Genomic DNA, 18,215 nt, shown 5'->3' with positions numbered 1-18,215 from the left:
CGGTCGGCGTCAGCCCAGCGGCGCGATCAGGTCCCTCAGCGCCGCGACCGGATCGTCCTGCCGCCAGATCTCCTCACCCACCGCGAAGAAATCGGTCACCGGCCCCAGGCGGGCGACCAGGTCGGGCGTCAGGCCGCCCTCGGCCACCACCGGCACCTCGATCATCTGCGACCACCAGTCGAACAGGTCGGCCCCGGCGCGGCTGCCGTCGCCCAGCCCGGTGTCGCCGACCGGGGCAAAGGCCGCATAGTCGGCGCCCGCCTCTGCGGCATTGATTCCCTCGTGCCGGGTGATGCCGCAGGCGGCGCCGATGATGGCATCGCCGCCCAGATCCTTGCGCAGTTTCCGGACCGACCTTGCGCCATCCGTCAGATGGACGCCATCAAGCCCCAGCCGGGTCACCAGCACCGAATGGCTTTCGATCACCAGCGGCACGTCGCGGTCATGTGACAGCATGCGCAGCGCATCCGCCGCCCGGGCGATCATGTCCAGATCCCGTCCGGCAACGGCAAGGCGCAGGCAGGCGATGTCGGTCGCGTCCAGCACCCGGGCCAGCCTGTCGGGAAACAGGTCGAGGTCGATGACGGGCGGGGTGACCAGGTAGATCTGCGGGCGGTCGGCTTCGGGCATCGCGGGGTCTTTCCGAAAGGATCGCCTGCCCTTAGCCCAAGTTTCGGGGCTTGGCTACTTCGGCGGCAAGGCCTGCACGAAGCCAAGCGCCATGGCCATGAGTTGCCCACGCCGCACGTCGTCCGCGCAGGCCGCGTCGGAGCAGCCCACCATGCCGGTCATCGGCCGCCCGGTGAACATCATCGGCGACACGCCGGGAATGGCGCGTGCCGCCGCCTCGTTCGGGCGGCCGACGCGGAACATGGCGCCGCCCTTGTGGATGCCGCAGACCATGTGCCCCCCCACCAGAAAGGCCAGCCCGCCGAACATCTTGCGCTCCTGCACGGCCTCGTTTGCCAGATCGTCGCGCAGCAACTGCGCAAGCCCTTCGTCCCAGGCCATGCCTGCCTCCTTGCCCCGGCGGCCGCCTGCCGCTATCTGCGCCGCATCATGGCCGATCCCGTTCCGCCCGTCTTTGTCCTCGTGCGCCCCCAGATGGGCGAAAACATCGGTGCCGCCGCGCGGGCCATGCTGAACTTCGGGCTGACGCGGATGCGGGTCGTGGCGCCGCGCGACGGCTGGCCCAACCCCAGGGCGGTGGCGATGGCCAGCGGGGCGGGGCGGCTGCTGGATCAGGCGGGGCTGTTCGGCGATGTCGGTGCGGCGATCGCGGATTGCGACCACGTCTTTGCCACGACCGCCCGGGGCCGCGAGCTTGTCAAGGCGGTGGTGACGCCCGAACGCGCCATGGCACAGGCGCGCGCGCTGTCGGCAGCGGGGCGCCGGGTCGCCGTGCTGTTCGGACCCGAGCGCACGGGGCTGGAGAATGACGAGATCATCCCCGCCAATGCCATCGTCACGGTCCCGGTCAACCCCGAGTTCCCGTCGCTGAACCTGGCGCAATGCGCACTGCTGATGGCCTACGAATGGCAGCGGCAGGGGTCCGGCATGCCGCCCGAGACGCTGAACCTTGCCGGTGGCGACGTCGCCACGCGGGAGGAGGTGGCGCGCCTCGGCGACCATTTCGAGGAACGGCTCGATGCGGCCGGGTTCTTCTTTCCGCCCGACAAGGCGCCGCACATGAAGGCCAACCTGCGCAACATCTGGGCAAGGCTGGGCCTGACCCGGGCCGAGGTGCAGACCTTCCACGGCATGCTGCGCCAGATCGCATGGAAGCTGAAGCGCCAGGACGGCTGAGCCGCCGCCCCTTACAGCCGCGACGACACGATCCCCGTGTTGATGCCGCCCATCCGCAGTTCGCCGAACAGCCGCTGCCATTCCTGTTTCGGGCAGCGGTTCTGCACCACGGTCAGTCCCCGGCCCCGCGCGAGGGCCGCGGCCTCGGGGTGGCGGATGCCGATCTGCATCCAGAAGGTGCGCAGATGGGGCAGGTGCGCCAGCGCGGCCTCGAGAACCGCAGGCACCTCTTCGGCGCGGCGGAACACATCGACCATGTCAACCGCGGCCTCGGGCGGAATGTCGGACAGCTGCGCCACCGCGACCTCGCCCAGCACCGTCTGCCCTGCAAGCCCCGGGTTCACCGGGATGATGCGCATCCCCCGAAGCCCAAGATAGCGTGCCACGAAATGCGACGCCCGCAGCGGATTGGCGGACAGGCCCACCACGGCCACCACGCGCGTGCCGGTCAGGACGGCGCGCAGCGTCGCGTCGTCGGGGGCGTCGGGAACGGGTTCGGGCGGTGTGTCGGTCATGGTCGCAGGCTATCGCCGGCCCGCGCGCCCCGCCAGCCCCCTCAACCCAGAACACCGGGCCAGTTCGCGCGGCCGCGCGCGATGTTGCCGGGAATGTCGCGTTCCCAGCGGCTGCGCACGCCCCGCGAATAGTTCAGGTAGAGCTGACCCTGATGCACGGTGAAGGCCTCGGGATCGGTCGAGGCAAGATAGCCCTCGGCCACGCCCCAGGCGCACCAGCCGCCGAACTGCGGGGCATTGGCGGCGGGATCGGCAGCGAACCGGTCACGGTGGGCGGCGGTGGCGAACCGCCATGTGGCGCCCATCCAGTCATGGCTGAATTCGGCCTTGCCGCGCAGCGGGCGCCCCTGTGTCAGATAGCCGACCGGATCGAACCCGCCGATCGCCACCCCGTCCGGTCGCGCGAACACCGCCGCACGGGATGCCCGCGCGGCGCCGGGCAGCGCGGCGCCAAGCCCTGCGAATGCCAGCATGGCCAGGAATTGGCGGCGCGTGGGGTGGGGCAGGGTCATCGGCGGGCTTCCTTGCATGATGGGTGCGCAGGGCCATTCGCATGGCCCCGGTCCAGGTTACGCGACCTGCCCCCTGCCGGGGATGACGATTCCGTGCTGTCGCGGACCGAAGCTGGGCCAAACAAAAAGACGCCCGGGCCATGGGGCCGGGCGCCAAGTGGCGGAACGAGGGACAGTGAAGGTGACGCAGGGTTCCGGCCTGCGCCCCTGCCATCAGAGGTGGGATCGGCAGGCGCGCGGGAAAAGGCCCGGGGCGGGCCTATCGCGCAACTGTGAAACCCATGTCAGCGGGTGGCGGCGGCATAGAGCGCCACGGCGGCGGCGTTCGAGACATTCAGCGACCCGAAGGCGCCCGCCGCCGGGATGCGGGCCAGCGCGTCGCAGGTGTCGCGGGTCTTTTCCCGCAATCCGTCGCCCTCGGCCCCCATGACCAGCCCCAGCGGCCGCCCGTCCTGTGCCGCCACCGCCTCGGCCAGCGTTGCCGTCGCGGTGCCCTCCAGCCCGATCAGCCGGTAGCCCATCGCGCGCAGGTCCTCCATCGCCTCGGCAAGGTTGGTGACCCTCAGGTAGGGCTGGCGCTCCAGCGCGCCCGAGGCCGCCTTGGCCAGCGCGCCGGTCTCGGGCGCCGAATGGCGGGCCGTCGCGATCACCGCCCGGGCGCCGAACACCTCGGCCGACCGCAGCACCGCGCCGACGTTGTGGGGGTCGGTCACTCGGTCCAGCAGCACGACGATCGGCAGGCCCGCGCCCGATGCCGCCACGTCGCCCAGCGGCCCCCAGTTGAGCGGCCGCACCTCCAGCGCCGCGCCCTGGTGCACCGAGCCCGGGTCGATCGGCACCTCGAACCGGCGGGGATCGACCACTTCCGGCTCCATCCCCGAGGCGGCGACCGCCTCGGCAATGCGGTCCAGCGCGTTCTTGGTGACCACCAGCCGCAGGCGTTCGCGGGCCGGGTTCAGCAGCGCGTCGCGTACCGCATGCAGCCCGAACAGCCACACGGTTTCCCGCGCGCCGTCGCGCCGGGCCCGTTCCTTGTCGATGACCCAGGCGGGTTTCTTCATTGTCGCATCCTTCCTGCTGTCCCCTCATAGGGGTTGTGCGGCGCGGGGAAAAGCCGGACCGATCGGCCTTGACGCCCCCCGGGGCCTCGGCTATTCCCCGCCGTCAGTGGGCGACGTGCTGCAAGGTGCGGCAGCGGACTGTAACTCCGCCGAGGCGACTCGTGCCTGGTTCGATTCCAGGGTCGCCCACCATCCTTCTCGAAATTTCCGGTTTATCAATCCAGATCAATGGCTTACGCCATGATCCTGATGTGTCGTCCGGGTCGAAACGCGAACGGCCGGACCTGCTGGCCCGGCCGCGCAACCGAATGATGCCGTGTTCAGCCTTCGGCCGCCTTCGGGCCGGAAATCGCCAGCTGCGGCGCGCGGCCGGCGGCCAGCGGATCGTCGGCACGCTGCACCGATCCCTCGAAATGCGCGCCCGACTCGATGGCGATGGTCTTGTGGATGATGTCGCCCTCGACCCGGGCGGTCGAGGTCAGGCGGACCTTCAGACCGCGGACCCGACCGATCACGCGGCCGTTCACCACGATGTCATCGGCAACGATCTCGCCCCGGATGGTCGCGGTTTCGCCGACCGTCAGCAGGTGGGCGCGGATGTCGCCCTCGACCGTGCCCTCCACCTGGATGTCGCCGGTGGTACGCAGGTTGCCGGTGATCGTCAGGTCGGACGACAGCACCGAGGCGGGTGCCTTCACCTTGGGGGCATTGGGAGTATAGTCCATCGACGGCTTTCCGGTGGGGGGCAATCCTTCGGGTGCCCGGGTCTTTTCGGCTTCGGCCTGTTTCGGCCCTGGCTCGTTGATGCGGCTCTTAGAAAACATTGCTTGCTGCCCTGATGAAGGTCATCGGGTTGACGGGACGCCCCCCGATCCGGACCTCGTAGTGAAGATGTGTGCCGGTTGACCGGCCCGAGGAACCCATATCACCGATCCGGTCCCCGCGCGATACCCTTTGGCCCTTGGTCACGCGGATCTGGCTGAGATGGGCATAGACCGTTTCAATGCCGAATTCGTGGCGGATGCGCACGGTGCGTCCATAGCCCGAATCCCAGTCGGCATGGACCACCGTGCCGTCGCCGGTGGCGTAGATCGGCGTTCCGTGGCCTGCGGCGAAATCCGTGCCTTCGTGCATCCGTGTTCCGGCACCCTTGGGATCGCGGCGATAGCCGAAGCCGCTGGTGAAGCGGAACGATGATTTGACCGGCATCGCGAACGGCGACTTGACCGCCGCGAGCCGATAAAGGTTCATGCGGTCAAGGCCTTGAAGGATGGCGTTCGCGCGCACCTCTTCGGGGGAAAGCGTCGCGGCGCCGGATGTGGACAGGCTGATCGGGGTCAGCGGGCCGCCCTGTCCGGAATAGCCGCGCCGCACCTCGCGGAGCAGGTCGTCCGGTGCCATGCCGGCGGCGCGGAACATCTTGTCGAGCGGTTCCATCGAGATGGTGACGGCCTCTTCCAGCCGGGCGAAGATCGCATCGTTGCGGGCCAGCAGGGCGCGTTTCTCGGCCTCGACCACGTCGGTTTCGGCCTGCGCCGCCTCGGCCGCCAGCACCATCGCGTCGCGTTCCGCCGCGGTTCCGCTCAGCGCGCTCGCCAGCACGCCCAGCGTTGCGGCGGTGTCCTGGCCGCGCCCCTCGCCCGTCCGGGAGGACCCGGTTTCGCGCTTCAGGGTTGCGGCCAGCGCCTGCACCTCGCCGCGGGCGGTGTCGCGCTCGGCGATGGTGCGGCGCAGCGTGTCCTGGATGACCTCGACGCCCTTTTCCAGTTCGCGCCGTGCCTCCTCGGTCTCGAGCAGGCGCGACTGCATGGCCGAGACCTCGGCCAGCGCCAGGTTGAACCGTTCCTGCGCCCGGGCCGCCTCGTCGGCGCGCAGGTCGCGGTCTGCGGAAAGCGCGGTCAGGCGGGATTCGTAGATCGCCTGCTGGCGCTGCGTCTGGGCAGCGGCGTCGCCTGCGCCGATATTGTCCATCAGGATCAGGGCGGTGGCGAGGATGGTCCAGCCGAACACGGCGGTGCCGACCACGACGGACAGCGCCTGGGTGCCGGGCGAGAGGCGGACGAAGCGGGTTTCCTGATCCGATTTCAGGAACAGGCGGCGTTCCGGAAAGCGGCGTTCAAGCGCCGCATGGATGCGGTAGGAAACCCGTTTCAGCACGCGCGATGTCCTGTCTGTGGTCTGCCCCTGTCCGGTGCCCGCAGCGCGTGGCTGCCGGGTGCCGATCCCCAAGCGATTGGATAGTCAGGGAAAGGCAGGGGCGCAACCGCGATGGACGGCGACCCGGGCTGCCGGGGGCGCAACCGGCGGGATTATGCCGATCTCAGCTGTCGGCGATGCGGTCATCGCCGGCCAGGGGCCAGTAGAAATCGGGTGGGATGCCGGCCTCGGCGCGTTTTTCCTCGTTGAACGGCGGCTTCAGCGCGCCGTGGAAGTAGCGGCGCACGAGGCTGTGGAATTCGTCCTTCGGATCAAGCCCCTCGCGCCCGCACAGCCAGTTGAACCACTTGGACCCGTAGGCCACATGGCTGACCTCCTCGGCATAGATCACGCGCAGGGCGGCGATGGCGCCCGTGTCGCCCGCACGCTCGAAGATCTCGATCATGCCGGGCGTCACGTCCAGCCCGCGCGCCTCCAGCACCATCGGCACCACGGCCAGCCGTCCGCGCAGGTCGGTGACGGTATCCTCGGCCGCGCGCCACATTCCGGCATGCGCGGGCAATGCGCCGTAATGCGATCCATGCGCTTCAAGAACGTCGGATATCAAATTGAAATGCTTTGATTCTTCGTCGGCCGCCTTGACCCAGTCGTCATAGAACCCAAGCGGCATCGGATGGTCCGCGAAGCGGGCGATGACATCCCAGTGCAGATCGACCGCGTTGAGTTCGATATGCGCCACGGCATGCAGCAGCGCCAGCCGCCCGGCCAGCGTGCCGGGCCTGCGGCGCGGCATGTCGCGGGGCGACAGAAGCGCTGGTCGGGCAGGGCGCGCGGGCCGGTCGGGCGGCGCCGCGCTGCCCACCGGAACCGGCGTTCCCGCTGCCCGTGCGGCAAACCAGGCGGCGGCATGGGCCCGGGACAGGGCCGTCTTGGCGCGTCCGTCTGCCGTGGTCAGAACCTCGGTTGCCATCTGCGCAAGGGTGGTCATCGCGTCCTCCGGGGGCTGCCGCCGCTGTCCCGTATCCGTCGGTTTTCCGTACCGCAAGCGTATGGCATCCGTCCCGACAGGCCGCGCCCCGGGGTGACGGGGCGTTAACCCGGCGCCGGTCCCGGCGTCAGAGCGCCCGCGCTGCCGCCAGCACCTCGTCGGCATGGCCCTTGACGCCGACCTTGGACCAGACGCGCGCCACCTTGCCTTCGCCGTCGATCAGGAAGGTGGACCGTTCCACGCCCATGTAGGTCTTGCCGTACATGCTTTTCTCGACCCAGACGCCATAGTCCTCGCAGGTGTGGCCATGCTCGTCCGAGGCCAGGATGATGCGCAGGCCATGCTTCTTGCAGAACTTGTCATGCGCCTTGATGCTGTCCTTCGACACGCCGATCACCGTGGTGTCGGCGGCGCTGAAGTCGGCCAACCGGGATGTGAAGTCGAGCGCCTCGGTCGTGCATCCCGGGGTGTCGTCTTTCGGGTAGAAATAGAGCACGACCTTGCCCGGCCGAAGGGCCGAAAGCGTGATGTCGGTTCCGCCGTCGCGCGGCAGGGTGAAGTCGGGGGCGGTGTCGCCCTGGGCGATGGAAGGCATGGCGTCCTCTGGCGTTGGGGGTGTGCTTGGTGTTCTAGGTGCCATGGGGCAAAGTCAAAGGGCAAGGCGGCATCGGCCGCAGGAAGCGGATGGCGGCGTGACGGACGGGGCGGCGGACCAGCGGAGCGAGGCGGCGGAAGGGCAGGGCGACGCGCCGCTGCCCGTGGCTGCGCCCGTGCCGTCGCCCGTCGCGCTGGCGCAGAGCCTGGCGCCCGAGCCGCCGCCCGCCCCGCCGCCGCGCCGCCGGTCGCGTGCGCCGCGCATCTACCGGGCGCGGGTGCCCTGGGCCTTCATCGTGCTGATGTTCCTGGTCATCGCGATCGGGGCGCTGGCGGCGGGACTGCGCGGCGTGCCGATCCGCCTGCCGGTCTGGGCGGTGGCCGAGGCCGAGACGCGGATGAACGGTGCGCTGCGTGCGGCGCTTGCGCAGGGGCGCACGATGGCCGCGGCGGAGGGGGCGACGGTATCGCTGGGTGGCGCCGTCCTGACGGTGGACGAGGACTGGGTGCCGCGCCTGCGGCTGGAGGACCTGCGGCTGATGCAGGCGGGGGGCGAGGCCCTGCTGATCCTGCCGCAAACACGGGTCACGGCGGACCCCGGGGCGCTGCTGGGGGGTGAGTTGCGGATCAGCACGCTGCGCGTGACCGGCGCGCGGCTGGACGTGCGGCGGCTGGCCGACGGCCGGCTGGACCTGTCGCTGGGTGGCGGCCTGCCGGCCTTTGCCTTCGACAGCCTTGCCGGGCTGTTCGACGCCGCCGAGGACGTCGCGGCGCTGCCCGCGCTGGACCGTCTGCGCCATATCGAGGCCGAGGGGCTGACACTGACGGTCGCCGACGCGCTGGCGGCCCGGGTCTGGCAGATGGGCGACGGGCGGCTGCGGGTGGAACGGCGCGAGGGCGGCGGCCTTGCCGCCGAGATGGGCCTGTCGCTGATCGGCGGCGGGGCGGCGCCCGCGCGGGCGGTGCTGACGGCGGTGACGGATGGCGGCACTGCCGGGGCCCGGCTGTCGGCCGAGGTCGACCAGGTGGCGGCCAGCGACCTGGCCGCGCTGGCCGCGCCGCTGGCGTTCCTGGGCGTGCTGGAGGCGCCGATCTCGGGGCGGCTGGATGCGGGGCTGGCCGAGGACGGTGCGCCGGACCGCCTGGCGGCGCGGCTGGACCTGGGGGGCGGGGCGCTGGCGGCCGGGGGCGCCGCGCCGGTGGCGTTTGACCATGCGGCGCTGGCGTTTTCCTTCGACCCGGCCCGTGACCGGCTGGAGATGTCGGAGATCGCGGTCGAGGGCCCGTCGCTGCGCCTGTCGGCCCGAGGCCACGCCTATTTTCCCGGTGCGACCGAGGGCCTGCCGCAGGAGATGCTGGCGCAGATCGCGTTCCGCGAGGTGCGGATGGACCCCGAGGGGCTGTTCGTCGCGCCGGCCGTGTTCACCGGCGGGGCGCTGGACCTGCGCCTGCGGCTGGACCCGTTCAGCGTCGAGATCGGGCAGCTGCAGCTGCTGGACGGCGCGCGGCGGCTGTCGGCCGAGGGCTGGGCCGAGGTCGCCGAGGGCGGCTGGCGGGTGGCGCTGGACGTGGGCATGGATGCCATCGCGCATGACCGGCTGGTCGCGCTGTGGCCGCTGGGGCTGGTGCCGCAGACCCGGGCCTGGCTGGCCGAGAACGTGCAGGAGGGCACGCTGTCGAACCTGCGCGCGGCTGTGCGGCTGACGCCCGGCAGCGCGCCGCGCATGTCGCTGACCTATGACTATGAAGGGGCGGGGGTGCGGTTCCTGCGGACGCTGCCGCCGATCGAGGGGGGGGTGGGCTATGCCGCGCTGGACGGCGCACGCTATACGCTGGTGCTGGACCGGGGCGCGGTGGTGCCGCCCGAAGGCGGGCGGATCGACGTGGCGGGGTCGGTCTTTGCGGTGCCCGACATCACGCGGCGGCCGTCGGCGGCGGATGTCACCCTGCGCACCGACGGCAGCCTGACCGCGACGCTGTCGCTGCTGGACCAGCCGCCCTTCGGGTTCCTGACCAAGGCGGGACGGCCGGTGACGCTGGGCGAGGGGCGCGCGCGGGTCGAGGCGCGGCTGACCGTGCCGCTGGTGCAGCGGGTGGAGCCGGGCGATGTGGTCTGGCGGGTCGAGGGCACCATCGCCGACGTGCGGTCGGATGTGCTGGTGCCCGGGCGCGCCATGGCGGCCGACCTGCTGCGGGTGGCGGCCGACCCCACGGAACTGGTGATCGCGGGCGAGGGGACGCTGGATGGCGTGGCCTTCGACGCGGCCTACCGGCAGCCGCTGGGTCCGGGCGAGGGCGGCGCGACGGTGACCGGAACGGTCGAGATGTCGCCCGAGGCGGCCGAGCGGCTGCGGCTGGGTCTGCCGCGGGGGCTTGTGTCGGGCGCGGGGCGCGGGCGGGTGGAGGTGGACCTGCCACGCGCCGGCACCCCGGTGCTGCGCCTGACGTCCGATCTGCGGGGCGTCGGCCTGTCGATTCCCGAGATCGGGTGGAGCAAGCCACGCGCCGGGGCGGGGCGGCTGGAGGTGACGGCCCGGCTGTCGGCGCCCGCCGCGATCGAGCGGCTGGCGGTCGAGGCGCCGGGGCTGTCGGCGCAGGGCACGGTCAGCCTGCGGCCCGGCGGCGGGCTGGACCGGGCGCGGTTCGACCGGGTGCGCGCGGGCGCCTGGCTGGACGCGCCGGTGACGCTGGTCGGGCGCGGCGGGGCGGCGCCGGGGGTCGAGATCGGCGGCGGCACGGTCGACCTGCGGCGGATGCCCGACCGGATGGGCGGCGCGGCGCGCGGCGCGGGCGGCGGCGAGATCGCGGTGCAGTTCGACCGGGTGACGGTGTCGGAGGGAATCGCGCTGACCGGGGTGCGGGGCACCTTTGCCACGGCGGGCGGTTTCGGCGGGCGGTTCCTGGCCCGGGTGAACGGTCAGGCGGTGGTGCAGGGAACGGTCGCGCCGTCCGAGGGTGGATCGGCGGTGCGGGTGACCGCGCAGGACGCGGGGGCGGTTCTGGCCTCGGCCGGGCTGTTCCCCAATGCGCGGGGCGGCGATCTGGTGATGGTGCTGCGGCCGCGCGCGGGTGGCTATGACGGGCGGGCCGACATCACCAACGTGCGGCTGCGCGGCACACCGGTTCTGGCCGAACTGCTGAACGCGGCCTCGGTCGTGGGTCTGCTGGACCAGCTGAACGGGCAGGGCATCCTGTTCGGCGAGGCCGACGCGGATTTCCGCCTGACCGCGCGGGCGGTCGAGGTGACGCGCGCCGCCGCCGTCGGGGCGTCGATGGGGATTTCGCTGGCGGGCGTCTATGATGTCGAGCGGCGGCGGCTGGACATGCAGGGGGTGGTGTCGCCCTTCTATCTGGTCAATGCCATCGGCGCAGTGCTGACGCGGCGGGGCGAGGGGCTGATCGGCATCAGCTTTCGCCTGACCGGATCGGCGGACAATCCGCAGATCTCGGTCAACCCGCTGTCGATCCTGACGCCGGGCATGTTCCGCGACATCTTTCGCCGCCCGCCGCCACGGATTAACGAGGCCACCGGCGCGGCCCCCGCGCCCGCGCCCCGCGCGCCCGCCCCGCAGCCCCGCGACGAGAGATGAAGCTCAGCGATTTCGATTTCGACCTGCCCGAACGGCTGATCGCCACGCGCCCCGCCCGTCCGCGCAGCCACGCGCGGATGCTGGCGGTGGGGCCCGGTGCGATGGCCGACCTGCATGCCCATGACCTGCCGCGCCTGCTGCGGCCGGGCGACCGGCTGGTGCTGAACGACACCCGGGTGATTCCGGCGCGGCTGGCGGGCGAGCGGCAGCGCGGCGATGCGGTGGCGCGGATCGAGGTGACACTGATGGAGCCTGCCGCGACCGGGGGGTGGCGGGCCATGGCACGGCCGCTGCGCAAGCTTGCCCCGGGCGACCGGCTGCGCTTTGCCGGCGGACTGTCGGCGCTCGTGGCGGAGCGGGGCGAGGCCGACGCCCGGCTGGTGTTCGACCGCGAGGGCGCCGCGTTCGAGGCGGCGCTGGCGGTGGCGGGCACGATGCCGCTGCCGCCCTATATCGCGGCGAAGCGGGCGCCCGACGCGCAGGACGCGACCGATTACCAGACGGTGTTCGCCCGCCATTCCGGCGCGGTCGCCGCGCCGACCGCATCGCTGCACCTGGACGCGCCGCTGCTGGCGGCGGTGGCGGCGCGCGGTGTGGCGCTGACCTTCGTCACGCTGCATGTGGGCGCGGGCACCTTCCTGCCGGTCAAGGTCGAGGATGTGGCGACGCACCGGATGCATGGCGAATGGGGCGAGGTCACGCCGCAGGCCGCGGCCGAGATCGCGGCGACGCGGGCGGCCGGGGGCCGGGTGATCCCGGTGGGCACGACGGCGCTGCGGCTGATCGAAAGCGCGGCGGCGGGCGGCGCCATCGCGCCGTTCCGGGGCACCACCGAGATCTTCATCCATCCCGGCTATCGATTCCGGGTGACCGACGCGCTGATGACCAATTTCCACCTGCCGAAATCGACGCTGCTGATGCTGGTCTCGGCGCTGATGGGGGTCGAGCGGATGCGCGCGGCCTATGCCCATGCCGTGACGCAGGGATACCGGTTCTTCAGCTATGGCGATGCCTCGGTGCTGTTTCCGGGCGGCTTCGAGATCGCGGGCTGAGCGCTACCACAGGTGGTGCACATGCGGGCGGACCAGCCGGTCATAGACCGCGCGGACGCGTTGCATGGTTTCGGCAGGCAGCGGCGGCAGATCGGCGGCGGCGAGGTTCGCCGTGACCTGCGCGGGCGATTTCGCGCCGGGAATGACCACGGTGACCGCATCCTCCATCAGGCACCAGCGCAGGGCCAGGGCCGCCATCGTGGCGCCCTGCGGGACGAGCGGGCGCAGGGCGTCGACGGCTTCGAGCGCCGCGTCATAGGGCACGCCCGAAAAGGTCTCGCCCTTGTCGAAGGCCGCGCCGTCCCGGTTGAAGGCGCGATGATCCTCGGGGTCGAAGGCGGTGTCGCGGGTCATCTTGCCGGTCAGCAGGCCCGATGCGAGCGGCACGCGGGCGATCACCGCCACGCCGCGCGCCCGGGCGGCGGGCAGGAAGGCCTGCGCGGGCTTCAGGCGGAACATGTTCCAGATGATCTGGACCGAGGCGAGGCCGGGCCATTGCAGCGCGGTCATCGCCTCGTCCACGGTTTCGACCGACACGCCGTAATGCGCGATGATCCCCCGCGCGCGCAGCGATTCCAGCGCGTCGAACATCCGGGCATCGGAGAACACCGCCGTGGGCGGGCAGTGCAGCTGCACCAGGTCGAGGCGGTCCATCGCCAGATTGGCGCGGCTGCGGTCGATGAAGGCGGCGATGGCCGCGCCGGTGTAGCCTGCCGCGACATGCGGCGACAGGCGGCGGCCTGCCTTGGTGGCAACAAGGGGGCGGGGGCCCGGCCGTTCGGCCAGCACCGCCGCGATGATGCGTTCGGACCGCCCGTCGCCATAGACATCGGCGGTGTCGATGAAATCGACGCCTGCGTCGAGCGCGGCATGCAGGGCGGCGCGGGCCTGATCCTCGGGCACCTCGCCCCAGGTGCCGCCGATCGCCCAGGCGCCGAAGCCGATGGGGTGCACGGTGCGGCCGGTGGGGCCGAAGGGGCGGGGCGGCAGGGGCATGGCGTTCTCCTTCTTTGTGCGGGGTTCTAGCCCGGGATGCGGCGGCTGGCCATGGGGGCGGGATGCCTGCGGCGGGCTGGCCCCTTTCGCGGCGATGCGCGCTGGGCTAGGGCTGGCGCATGGTTCTTGCCGTCACCGATCTGTCCTGCGCCCGGGGGGGCGTTCCGATCCTGCGGGGCGTGCGCCTTGCCGTTCCGGCGGGGGGCGCGCTGATCCTGCGCGGGCCGAACGGCGTGGGCAAGACCACGCTCTTGCGCTGCGTGGCCGGGTTGCAGCCGCCGCTGGCGGGGCGGATCGACGCGCCGCCCGACGGCGTGGCCTATGCCGCCCATGCCGACGGCATCAAGGCAACGCTGAGCGTGGCCGAGAATCTGGCGTTCTGGGCGGGCGTCTATGGCGGGGCCGAGGTGCCGGCCGCGATGGCGGCGATGGACCTGACCGGGCTGGCCGACCGGCCCGCGCAGAACCTGTCGGCGGGGCAGAAGCGGCGGCTGGGCCTGGCGCGGCTGCTGGTCACCGGCCGCAGCGTGTGGGTTCTGGATGAGCCCACGGTGTCGCTGGACGCGGCCTCGGTGGCGCTGTTCGGGCATGTGGTGCGGCGGCATCTGGCCGCCGGAGGGGCGGTGCTGGCGGCCACCCACATCGACCTCGGTCTGCCCGAGGCGGTCGAACTGGACCTGTCGCCGTTCCGGGCCGGGCCGCCCGCCGCCGATGCGACGGGCTTTGACGGGGCCTTTGCCGGGGACTTCGCATGAGGGTGCTGATCCTGCGCGACCTGCGGCTGGCGATCCGTGCCGGCGGCGGCTTTGGCCTTGGGCTTGCGTTCTTCCTGCTGGTGGCGGTGCTGGTGCCGCTGGGTGTCGGCCCCGAGCCGGCCACGCTGGGCCGCATCGCGCCGGGCATCCTGTGGGTGGGGGCGCTGCTGGCCTGCCTGCTGACGCTGGACCGGATGTTCGCGCTGGACCGCGAGGACGGATCGCTGGACCTGCTGGCCACCGCGCCGATCCCGCTGGAGGGGGTCGTGGCGGCCAAGGCGCTGGCGCACTGGGTCACCACGGGGCTGCCGCTGGCGCTGGTCTCGCCGGGGCTTGGCGTGCTGCTGAACCTGCCGCCGGGCGCGATGGGCTGGCTGGTGCTGTCGCTGATGCTGGGCACGCCCGCGCTGTCGGTGATCGGCGCCTTCGGTGCGGCGCTGACCGTCGGGCTGAAACGCGGGGGGCTGCTGCTGTCGCTGCTGGTGCTGCCGCTTTACGTGCCGACGCTGATCTTCGGCGCCGAGGCGGTGAAACGCGCCGCGACGGGGGGCGATGCGGTGACGCCGGTGCTGCTGCTGTCGGGGATCACGGCGGGGGCGCTGGCCATGCTGCCCTTCGCGGCGGCTGCGGCAATCCGCGTCAATCTGCGGTGAGCGCGGCCATGCTACACCTTGCCTCTGCCCGCAACCGACGCTAGGTCGCCCCCATGTCGCTCTGGGACTACGCCAACCCCCGCCGTTTCATGCAGACCTCTGCCGCCGTCCTGCCCTGGGTAGCGGGAATGGCGGTCACCTGCCTGGGCGTCGGGCTGTTCTGGGGGTTCTTCCTGACGCCTGACGACTTCCGGCAGGGATCGACGGTCAAGATCATCTACCTGCATGTGCCCGCCGCGATGATGGCGATCAACGCCTGGGTGATGATGCTGGTGGCCAGCCTGATCTGGCTGATCCGCCGCCATCATGTCAGCGCCCTGGCCGCCAAGGCGGCGGCGCCGGTCGGGCTGACCTTCACGCTGGTGGCGCTGGTGACGGGGGCGCTGTGGGGGCAGCCGATGTGGGGCACCTGGTGGGCCTGGGACCCGCGGCTGACCTCGTTCCTGATCCTGTGCCTGTTCTACATGGGCTATATCGCGCTGTGGTCCGCGATCGAGGACCCCGACACGGCGGCCGACCTGACCTCGGTGCTGTGCATGGTGGGGTCGGTGTTCGCGCTGCTGAGCCGCTACGCGGTGAACTTCTGGAACCAGGGGCTGCACCAGGGGGCGAGCCTATCGGTCGACCGGCAGGAGAATGTGGCGGATGTGTTCTGGGTGCCGCTTCTGGTGTGCATCGCGGGGTTCGTGCTGCTGTTCGTCCTGCTGGTGCTGATGCGGACGCGCACCGAGATCCGGGCGCGGCGGCTGGCCGCGCTGCTGGCGCGGGAAAGGATGGCATGAGCATGATGCCCGATCTGGGAAAATACGCCGATGCGGTGATCGGGTCCTACGCGGCGTCGATGCTGCTGATCGCGGGTCTGGTGGCGATCACGATCTGGCGGGGCGCGCGGGTGCGCGCGGCGCTGCGCGAGGTCGAGGCGCGGCAGGGGCGCGACGCATGATGCGGTTCCTTCTGCTGCTGCCGCCGCTGCTGTTCGCGGCACTGGCGGCGCTGTTCTGGGCCGGGATGCAGCGCGACGATCCCGAGGGTCTGCCCTCGGCCCTGGCCGGGCGGATGGCCCCCGCGGTGGCGCTGGCGCCGCTGGGCGCGGCGGCGCCGTTCGACGATGCCGCGCTGCGCGCGCCGGGGGTGAAGCTGGTGAACTACTGGGCAAGCTGGTGCGCGCCCTGCCGGGCCGAACACCCGATGCTGGCCGAGATCGCAGCCACCGGCATCCCGATCTACGGGGTGAACTACAAGGATCCCGCTGCCAAGGCGCTGGCATTCCTGGAGGAGCTTGGGAACCCCTTCGCCGCCATCGGGGCCGATGCCACGGGCCGCATGGCGATCGACTGGGGTGTCTACGGCGTGCCGGAAACCTATGTGATCGACGGCGAGGGCCGGATCGTGCTGCGCTTTGCCGGGCCGATCACGCGGCAGGAACTGGACCGCACGCTGCGCCCGGCCATCGAGAAGGCGCGCGGCAACTGACCGGTCAGCCGCCTGCGGTGATCATCAGGGCAAAGCCCAGGATCAGCGCGGCGCATTCGGCCCAGGGCAGCATGGGCAGGACGGCGGCACGGGTGCGGGCGGGGTGTTTTCGGGTCATCGGGCGGTTCCCTGGCAGGGGGGGTTCCGGGCAGGCTGCGCCCGCATCGTGAAGATCGGGTTAACAATCGACGGCAGGCGCCAGGCAACCGCAGGATGCGGCTACTTCCGGGTCCGCACCATCTCGACCGTGTAGAGCGCGAGCGCGGCCCAGATCAGGCCGAAGGCCATCAGCCGGACCGGGCCGAAGGGTTCGCCGAACAGGAATACCGCCTGCAGGAAGATCATCGTCGGCGCGATGTACTGCATCATCCCGATGGTCGACAGCCGCAGCAGCTTTGCGCCATTGGCATAGATCATCAGCGGCCCCGCCGTGACCAGCCCGCAGCCCAGCAGCAGCAGGATGTCGGTCGTGCCCCGGAAATGGCCGGTGCCGGCTGATTCGACCCAGATCACGACGGCCAGCGCGACCGGCGACAGGATCAGCACCTCGAGCATGAAGCCCTGGTTCGGCCCGATCGGCAGCGTCTTGCGGAAGAAGGCGTAGAAGCCCCAGGTCAGCGTCATTCCGAGCGCGACCAGCGGCAGCCCGCCCGCCTGCCATGTCAGCACGGCCACCGCCGCCAGCGCCAGTCCGATGGCCGCAAGCTGCAGCCGCGTCAGGCGCTCGCCCAGCAGCACGGCGCCGAGGGCCACGCTGAACAGCGGGTTGATGTAGTAGCCCAGCGCCGCGTCGAGCGCGCGGCCCGCCCCGATCGACCAGACGTAGAGCCCCCAGTTCACCGACAGGATCGCCGCCGTCATCCCGGCCATCGCCAGGGTGCGCGGCTGCGCCAGCGCGCGGCGCAGGTCGGCGGTGCGGCCAAGGATCACCAGCACCGCCCCCGCGATCGGGATCGACCACAGGACGCGATGCGCGATCACCTCGACCGGCGGAATATGCGCCACCGCCTTCATGTAGAGCGGCAGGAACCCCCACAGCAAATAGGCCGCCAGCGCGAAGGCGAAGCCGCGCGCGGTGTCCTCGTTGGCGGGCGGCGGGGTGGTGGGTGTGTCGGCCATGCGTGCGGCCTAGCCCAGCGGTGGCGCCGGGGCCATACCGATCTTGTCGCCGTCACAATCCGCGCCGCCGCGCCAGATAGTCCCGGGTGAAGGCGGCATAGCCCGGCGCGGTGACCTTCAGATGCGCCCGCATCAGCCGGTGCAGGTCGGGCAGGCGGTGGAAGGGCACCGCCGGATGCACATGGTGTTCGGTGTGAAAGGGCATGTTCCAGGCCAGGAAGCGCAGGGCGCGCGTGGTCAAGGTGGTGCGGGTGTTGGCGAACATGTCGGCCACGCGGGGGCAGTCGCCATGTTCTGCCAGCAGGTACAGCCGCAGCCAGGGCTGGCCCAGCAGCACCGGCACGATCCATGTCCACAACAGCAGCGGCGACCAGAACAGGCTGGCCGCCACCGCCGCATAGGCCACCAGCATCAGCCGCGCCTCGAACCCCAGGCGGCGCAGCGCGGCGGCCGGAAGGTAGGCGGCGCGCTCGCGTCCGGCGGCCAGCCGCAGCACCAGCCGTCCGCCCGCGATCCAGTAGGGCAGGCCCGACACATGCCACAGCCAGCCGCGCAGGGTTTCGGGCTTGCCGCCGTCCAGTTCGGGATCCTGCCCCTCGATGTTCGTCCAGCGGTGATGCGCCAGATGGAACAGCCGGAACCAGCCGAACGGCAGCAGCAGCACCAGGCCGCAGGCATGGCCGACCGTCTCGTTCAGGCGCTCGCTGGCAAAGGGGGTCTTGTGGGTGCATTCGTGTTCCAGCGTGAACAGGAACACCAGCAGCACGCCCTGCAGCGGCAGCAGCAGCCCCCAGCCCGGCACGCGCGCCGCGATCAGCCCGCCGACAAGAAGGATCGCCCCGGCATGGCCCGCCAGATGGACGAGCCCGGCACGGTCGGACCGTTCGGTCAGCCCGGCCCGCAGACCGGGCGGCAGCGCGGCAAGGAAGGCGCGGTGGTCCATG

The 18,215-nt window shown here is 71.6% G+C and carries 20 protein-coding genes and 1 tRNA gene; 9 read left to right on the top strand and 12 right to left on the bottom strand.

Annotation, left to right across the window (positions count from 1 at the left end; genetic code table 11):
• Window positions 1–9 precede the first annotated feature (9 nt).
• Both KF887_12880 and KF887_12875 read right to left on the bottom strand, forming a co-directional pair.
• The gene (locus KF887_12880) at window positions 10–630 is read right to left on the bottom strand and encodes a thiamine phosphate synthase (GenBank protein QYK40314.1); all 621 of its coding nucleotides are present in this window, start codon (window positions 628–630) and stop codon (window positions 10–12) included.
• 54 nt (window positions 631–684) lie between these two features.
• Entirely contained in the window at window positions 685–1,011 is a 327-nt protein-coding gene (locus KF887_12875; protein ID QYK40313.1) for a TfoX/Sxy family protein, read from the bottom strand.
• A 48-nt stretch (window positions 1,012–1,059) separates the two neighbouring features.
• Here KF887_12875 and KF887_12870 point away from each other — a divergent pair, with 48 nt between their 5' ends.
• Window positions 1,060–1,806 carry an RNA methyltransferase gene (locus KF887_12870; protein ID QYK40312.1) on the top strand — a complete coding sequence of 249 codons (747 nt, stop codon included), beginning with the start codon at window positions 1,060–1,062 and terminating at the stop codon, window positions 1,804–1,806.
• Between the two features lie 11 nt (window positions 1,807–1,817).
• Here KF887_12870 and KF887_12865 read toward each other — a convergent pair whose 3' ends face one another.
• The 3 genes from KF887_12865 to rlmB form a co-directional block, all read right to left on the bottom strand.
• On the bottom strand, window positions 1,818–2,321 hold the full coding sequence (locus KF887_12865) for a CoA-binding protein (GenBank protein QYK40311.1): 504 nt from the start codon (window positions 2,319–2,321) through the stop codon (window positions 1,818–1,820).
• A 41-nt stretch (window positions 2,322–2,362) separates the two neighbouring features.
• The gene (locus KF887_12860; protein ID QYK43572.1) at window positions 2,363–2,794 is read right to left on the bottom strand and encodes a YHS domain protein; all 432 of its coding nucleotides are present in this window, start codon (window positions 2,792–2,794) and stop codon (window positions 2,363–2,365) included.
• A gap of 323 nt (window positions 2,795–3,117) precedes the next feature.
• Entirely contained in the window at window positions 3,118–3,894 is a 777-nt protein-coding gene (gene rlmB, locus KF887_12855; GenBank protein ID QYK40310.1) for a 23S rRNA (guanosine(2251)-2'-O)-methyltransferase RlmB, read from the bottom strand.
• A gap of 108 nt (window positions 3,895–4,002) precedes the next feature.
• Here rlmB and KF887_12850 point away from each other — a divergent pair.
• Window positions 4,003–4,086, top strand: a tRNA-Tyr gene (locus KF887_12850).
• A gap of 128 nt (window positions 4,087–4,214) precedes the next feature.
• On the opposite strand, the gene KF887_12845 is transcribed toward KF887_12850, so the two are convergent.
• The 4 genes from KF887_12845 to KF887_12830 form a co-directional block, all read right to left on the bottom strand.
• The gene (locus KF887_12845; GenBank protein QYK40309.1) at window positions 4,215–4,718 is read right to left on the bottom strand and encodes a polymer-forming cytoskeletal protein; all 504 of its coding nucleotides are present in this window, start codon (window positions 4,716–4,718) and stop codon (window positions 4,215–4,217) included.
• Entirely contained in the window at window positions 4,708–6,051 is a 1,344-nt protein-coding gene (locus KF887_12840; GenBank protein QYK40308.1) for a peptidoglycan DD-metalloendopeptidase family protein, read from the bottom strand. Before KF887_12840 ends, KF887_12845 begins: the two co-directional genes overlap by 11 nt.
• A 163-nt stretch (window positions 6,052–6,214) precedes the next feature.
• A complete protein-coding gene (locus KF887_12835; protein QYK43571.1) occupies window positions 6,215–7,021 on the bottom strand; it encodes a ferritin-like domain-containing protein in 807 nt (268 codons plus the stop codon).
• Window positions 7,022–7,166: 145 nt separating this feature from the next.
• A complete protein-coding gene (locus tag KF887_12830) occupies window positions 7,167–7,634 on the bottom strand; it encodes a peroxiredoxin (protein ID QYK40307.1) in 468 nt (155 codons plus the stop codon).
• Between the two features lie 301 nt (window positions 7,635–7,935).
• On the opposite strand from KF887_12830, the gene KF887_12825 reads away from it, so the two are divergent.
• Window positions 7,936–11,223, top strand: a complete 3,288-nt coding sequence (locus KF887_12825; GenBank protein ID QYK43570.1) for a hypothetical protein — start codon at window positions 7,936–7,938, stop codon at window positions 11,221–11,223.
• Window positions 11,220–12,275, top strand: coding sequence for a tRNA preQ1(34) S-adenosylmethionine ribosyltransferase-isomerase QueA (gene queA / locus KF887_12820; GenBank protein ID QYK40306.1), 1,056 nt, complete (start codon window positions 11,220–11,222; stop codon window positions 12,273–12,275). Before KF887_12825 ends, queA begins: the two co-directional genes overlap by 4 nt.
• A gap of 3 nt (window positions 12,276–12,278) precedes the next feature.
• Here the strand turns inward: queA and KF887_12815 are convergent, their stop codons facing one another.
• Window positions 12,279–13,271 carry an aldo/keto reductase gene (locus KF887_12815; GenBank protein QYK40305.1) on the bottom strand — a complete coding sequence of 331 codons (993 nt, stop codon included), beginning with the start codon at window positions 13,269–13,271 and terminating at the stop codon, window positions 12,279–12,281.
• A 119-nt stretch (window positions 13,272–13,390) separates the two neighbouring features.
• Between KF887_12815 and ccmA the strand changes: the two genes are divergently transcribed.
• Genes ccmA through KF887_12790 form a run of 5 tightly spaced genes read left to right on the top strand, consistent with a single transcriptional unit; the run spans window position 13,391 to window position 16,152 of the window.
• Complete coding sequence (ccmA, locus tag KF887_12810) at window positions 13,391–14,026, top strand: heme ABC exporter ATP-binding protein CcmA (protein QYK40304.1); 636 nt, start codon at window positions 13,391–13,393, stop codon at window positions 14,024–14,026.
• Entirely contained in the window at window positions 14,023–14,679 is a 657-nt protein-coding gene (ccmB, locus tag KF887_12805; GenBank protein QYK40303.1) for a heme exporter protein CcmB, read from the top strand. Before ccmA ends, ccmB begins: the two co-directional genes overlap by 4 nt.
• Before the next feature lie 53 nt (window positions 14,680–14,732).
• The gene (locus KF887_12800; protein QYK40302.1) at window positions 14,733–15,461 is read left to right on the top strand and encodes a heme ABC transporter permease; all 729 of its coding nucleotides are present in this window, start codon (window positions 14,733–14,735) and stop codon (window positions 15,459–15,461) included.
• 2 nt (window positions 15,462–15,463) lie between these two features.
• Window positions 15,464–15,622 (top strand): heme exporter protein CcmD, encoded by a 159-nt coding sequence (gene ccmD / locus KF887_12795; protein ID QYK43569.1) that lies wholly within the window; start codon window positions 15,464–15,466, stop codon window positions 15,620–15,622.
• The gene (locus KF887_12790; GenBank protein QYK40301.1) at window positions 15,619–16,152 is read left to right on the top strand and encodes a DsbE family thiol:disulfide interchange protein; all 534 of its coding nucleotides are present in this window, start codon (window positions 15,619–15,621) and stop codon (window positions 16,150–16,152) included. Before ccmD ends, KF887_12790 begins: the two co-directional genes overlap by 4 nt.
• Window positions 16,153–16,371: 219 nt before the next feature.
• Here the strand turns inward: KF887_12790 and rarD are convergent, their stop codons facing one another.
• Both rarD and KF887_12780 read right to left on the bottom strand, forming a co-directional pair.
• A complete protein-coding gene (rarD, locus tag KF887_12785; protein ID QYK40300.1) occupies window positions 16,372–17,271 on the bottom strand; it encodes an EamA family transporter RarD in 900 nt (299 codons plus the stop codon).
• 52 nt (window positions 17,272–17,323) lie between these two features.
• A complete protein-coding gene (locus KF887_12780; GenBank protein ID QYK40299.1) occupies window positions 17,324–18,214 on the bottom strand; it encodes a fatty acid desaturase in 891 nt (296 codons plus the stop codon).
• Window position 18,215 lies beyond the last annotated feature (1 nt).

Source organism: Paracoccaceae bacterium (assembly GCA_019454225.1).
Taxonomy (GTDB): Bacteria; Pseudomonadota; Alphaproteobacteria; order Rhodobacterales; family Rhodobacteraceae.
This window is presented reverse-complemented; position numbering and strand designations above follow the sequence as displayed.

Coding starts and splice junctions, on each gene's coding strand:
- KF887_12790 (QYK40301.1), top strand. CDS start 15,619: ATGATGCGGTTCCTTCTGCTGCTGCCGCCGCTGCTGTTCGCGGCACTG.
- KF887_12870 (QYK40312.1), top strand. CDS start 1,060: ATGGCCGATCCCGTTCCGCCCGTCTTTGTCCTCGTGCGCCCCCAGATG.
- rlmB (QYK40310.1), bottom strand. CDS start 3,894: ATGAAGAAACCCGCCTGGGTCATCGACAAGGAACGGGCCCGGCGCGAC.
- KF887_12815 (QYK40305.1), bottom strand. CDS start 13,271: ATGCCCCTGCCGCCCCGCCCCTTCGGCCCCACCGGCCGCACCGTGCAC.
- rarD (QYK40300.1), bottom strand. CDS start 17,271: ATGGCCGACACACCCACCACCCCGCCGCCCGCCAACGAGGACACCGCG.
- KF887_12825 (QYK43570.1), top strand. CDS start 7,936: ATGTTCCTGGTCATCGCGATCGGGGCGCTGGCGGCGGGACTGCGCGGC.
- queA (QYK40306.1), top strand. CDS start 11,220: ATGAAGCTCAGCGATTTCGATTTCGACCTGCCCGAACGGCTGATCGCC.
- KF887_12830 (QYK40307.1), bottom strand. CDS start 7,634: ATGCCTTCCATCGCCCAGGGCGACACCGCCCCCGACTTCACCCTGCCG.
- KF887_12880 (QYK40314.1), bottom strand. CDS start 630: ATGCCCGAAGCCGACCGCCCGCAGATCTACCTGGTCACCCCGCCCGTC.
- KF887_12835 (QYK43571.1), bottom strand. CDS start 7,021: ATGGCAACCGAGGTTCTGACCACGGCAGACGGACGCGCCAAGACGGCC.
- ccmD (QYK43569.1), top strand. CDS start 15,464: ATGATGCCCGATCTGGGAAAATACGCCGATGCGGTGATCGGGTCCTAC.
- KF887_12800 (QYK40302.1), top strand. CDS start 14,733: ATGTCGCTCTGGGACTACGCCAACCCCCGCCGTTTCATGCAGACCTCT.
- ccmA (QYK40304.1), top strand. CDS start 13,391: ATGGTTCTTGCCGTCACCGATCTGTCCTGCGCCCGGGGGGGCGTTCCG.
- KF887_12860 (QYK43572.1), bottom strand. CDS start 2,794: ATGCTGGCATTCGCAGGGCTTGGCGCCGCGCTGCCCGGCGCCGCGCGG.
- ccmB (QYK40303.1), top strand. CDS start 14,023: ATGAGGGTGCTGATCCTGCGCGACCTGCGGCTGGCGATCCGTGCCGGC.
- KF887_12865 (QYK40311.1), bottom strand. CDS start 2,321: ATGACCGACACACCGCCCGAACCCGTTCCCGACGCCCCCGACGACGCG.
- KF887_12875 (QYK40313.1), bottom strand. CDS start 1,011: ATGGCCTGGGACGAAGGGCTTGCGCAGTTGCTGCGCGACGATCTGGCA.
- KF887_12845 (QYK40309.1), bottom strand. CDS start 4,718: ATGTTTTCTAAGAGCCGCATCAACGAGCCAGGGCCGAAACAGGCCGAA.
- KF887_12780 (QYK40299.1), bottom strand. CDS start 18,214: ATGGACCACCGCGCCTTCCTTGCCGCGCTGCCGCCCGGTCTGCGGGCC.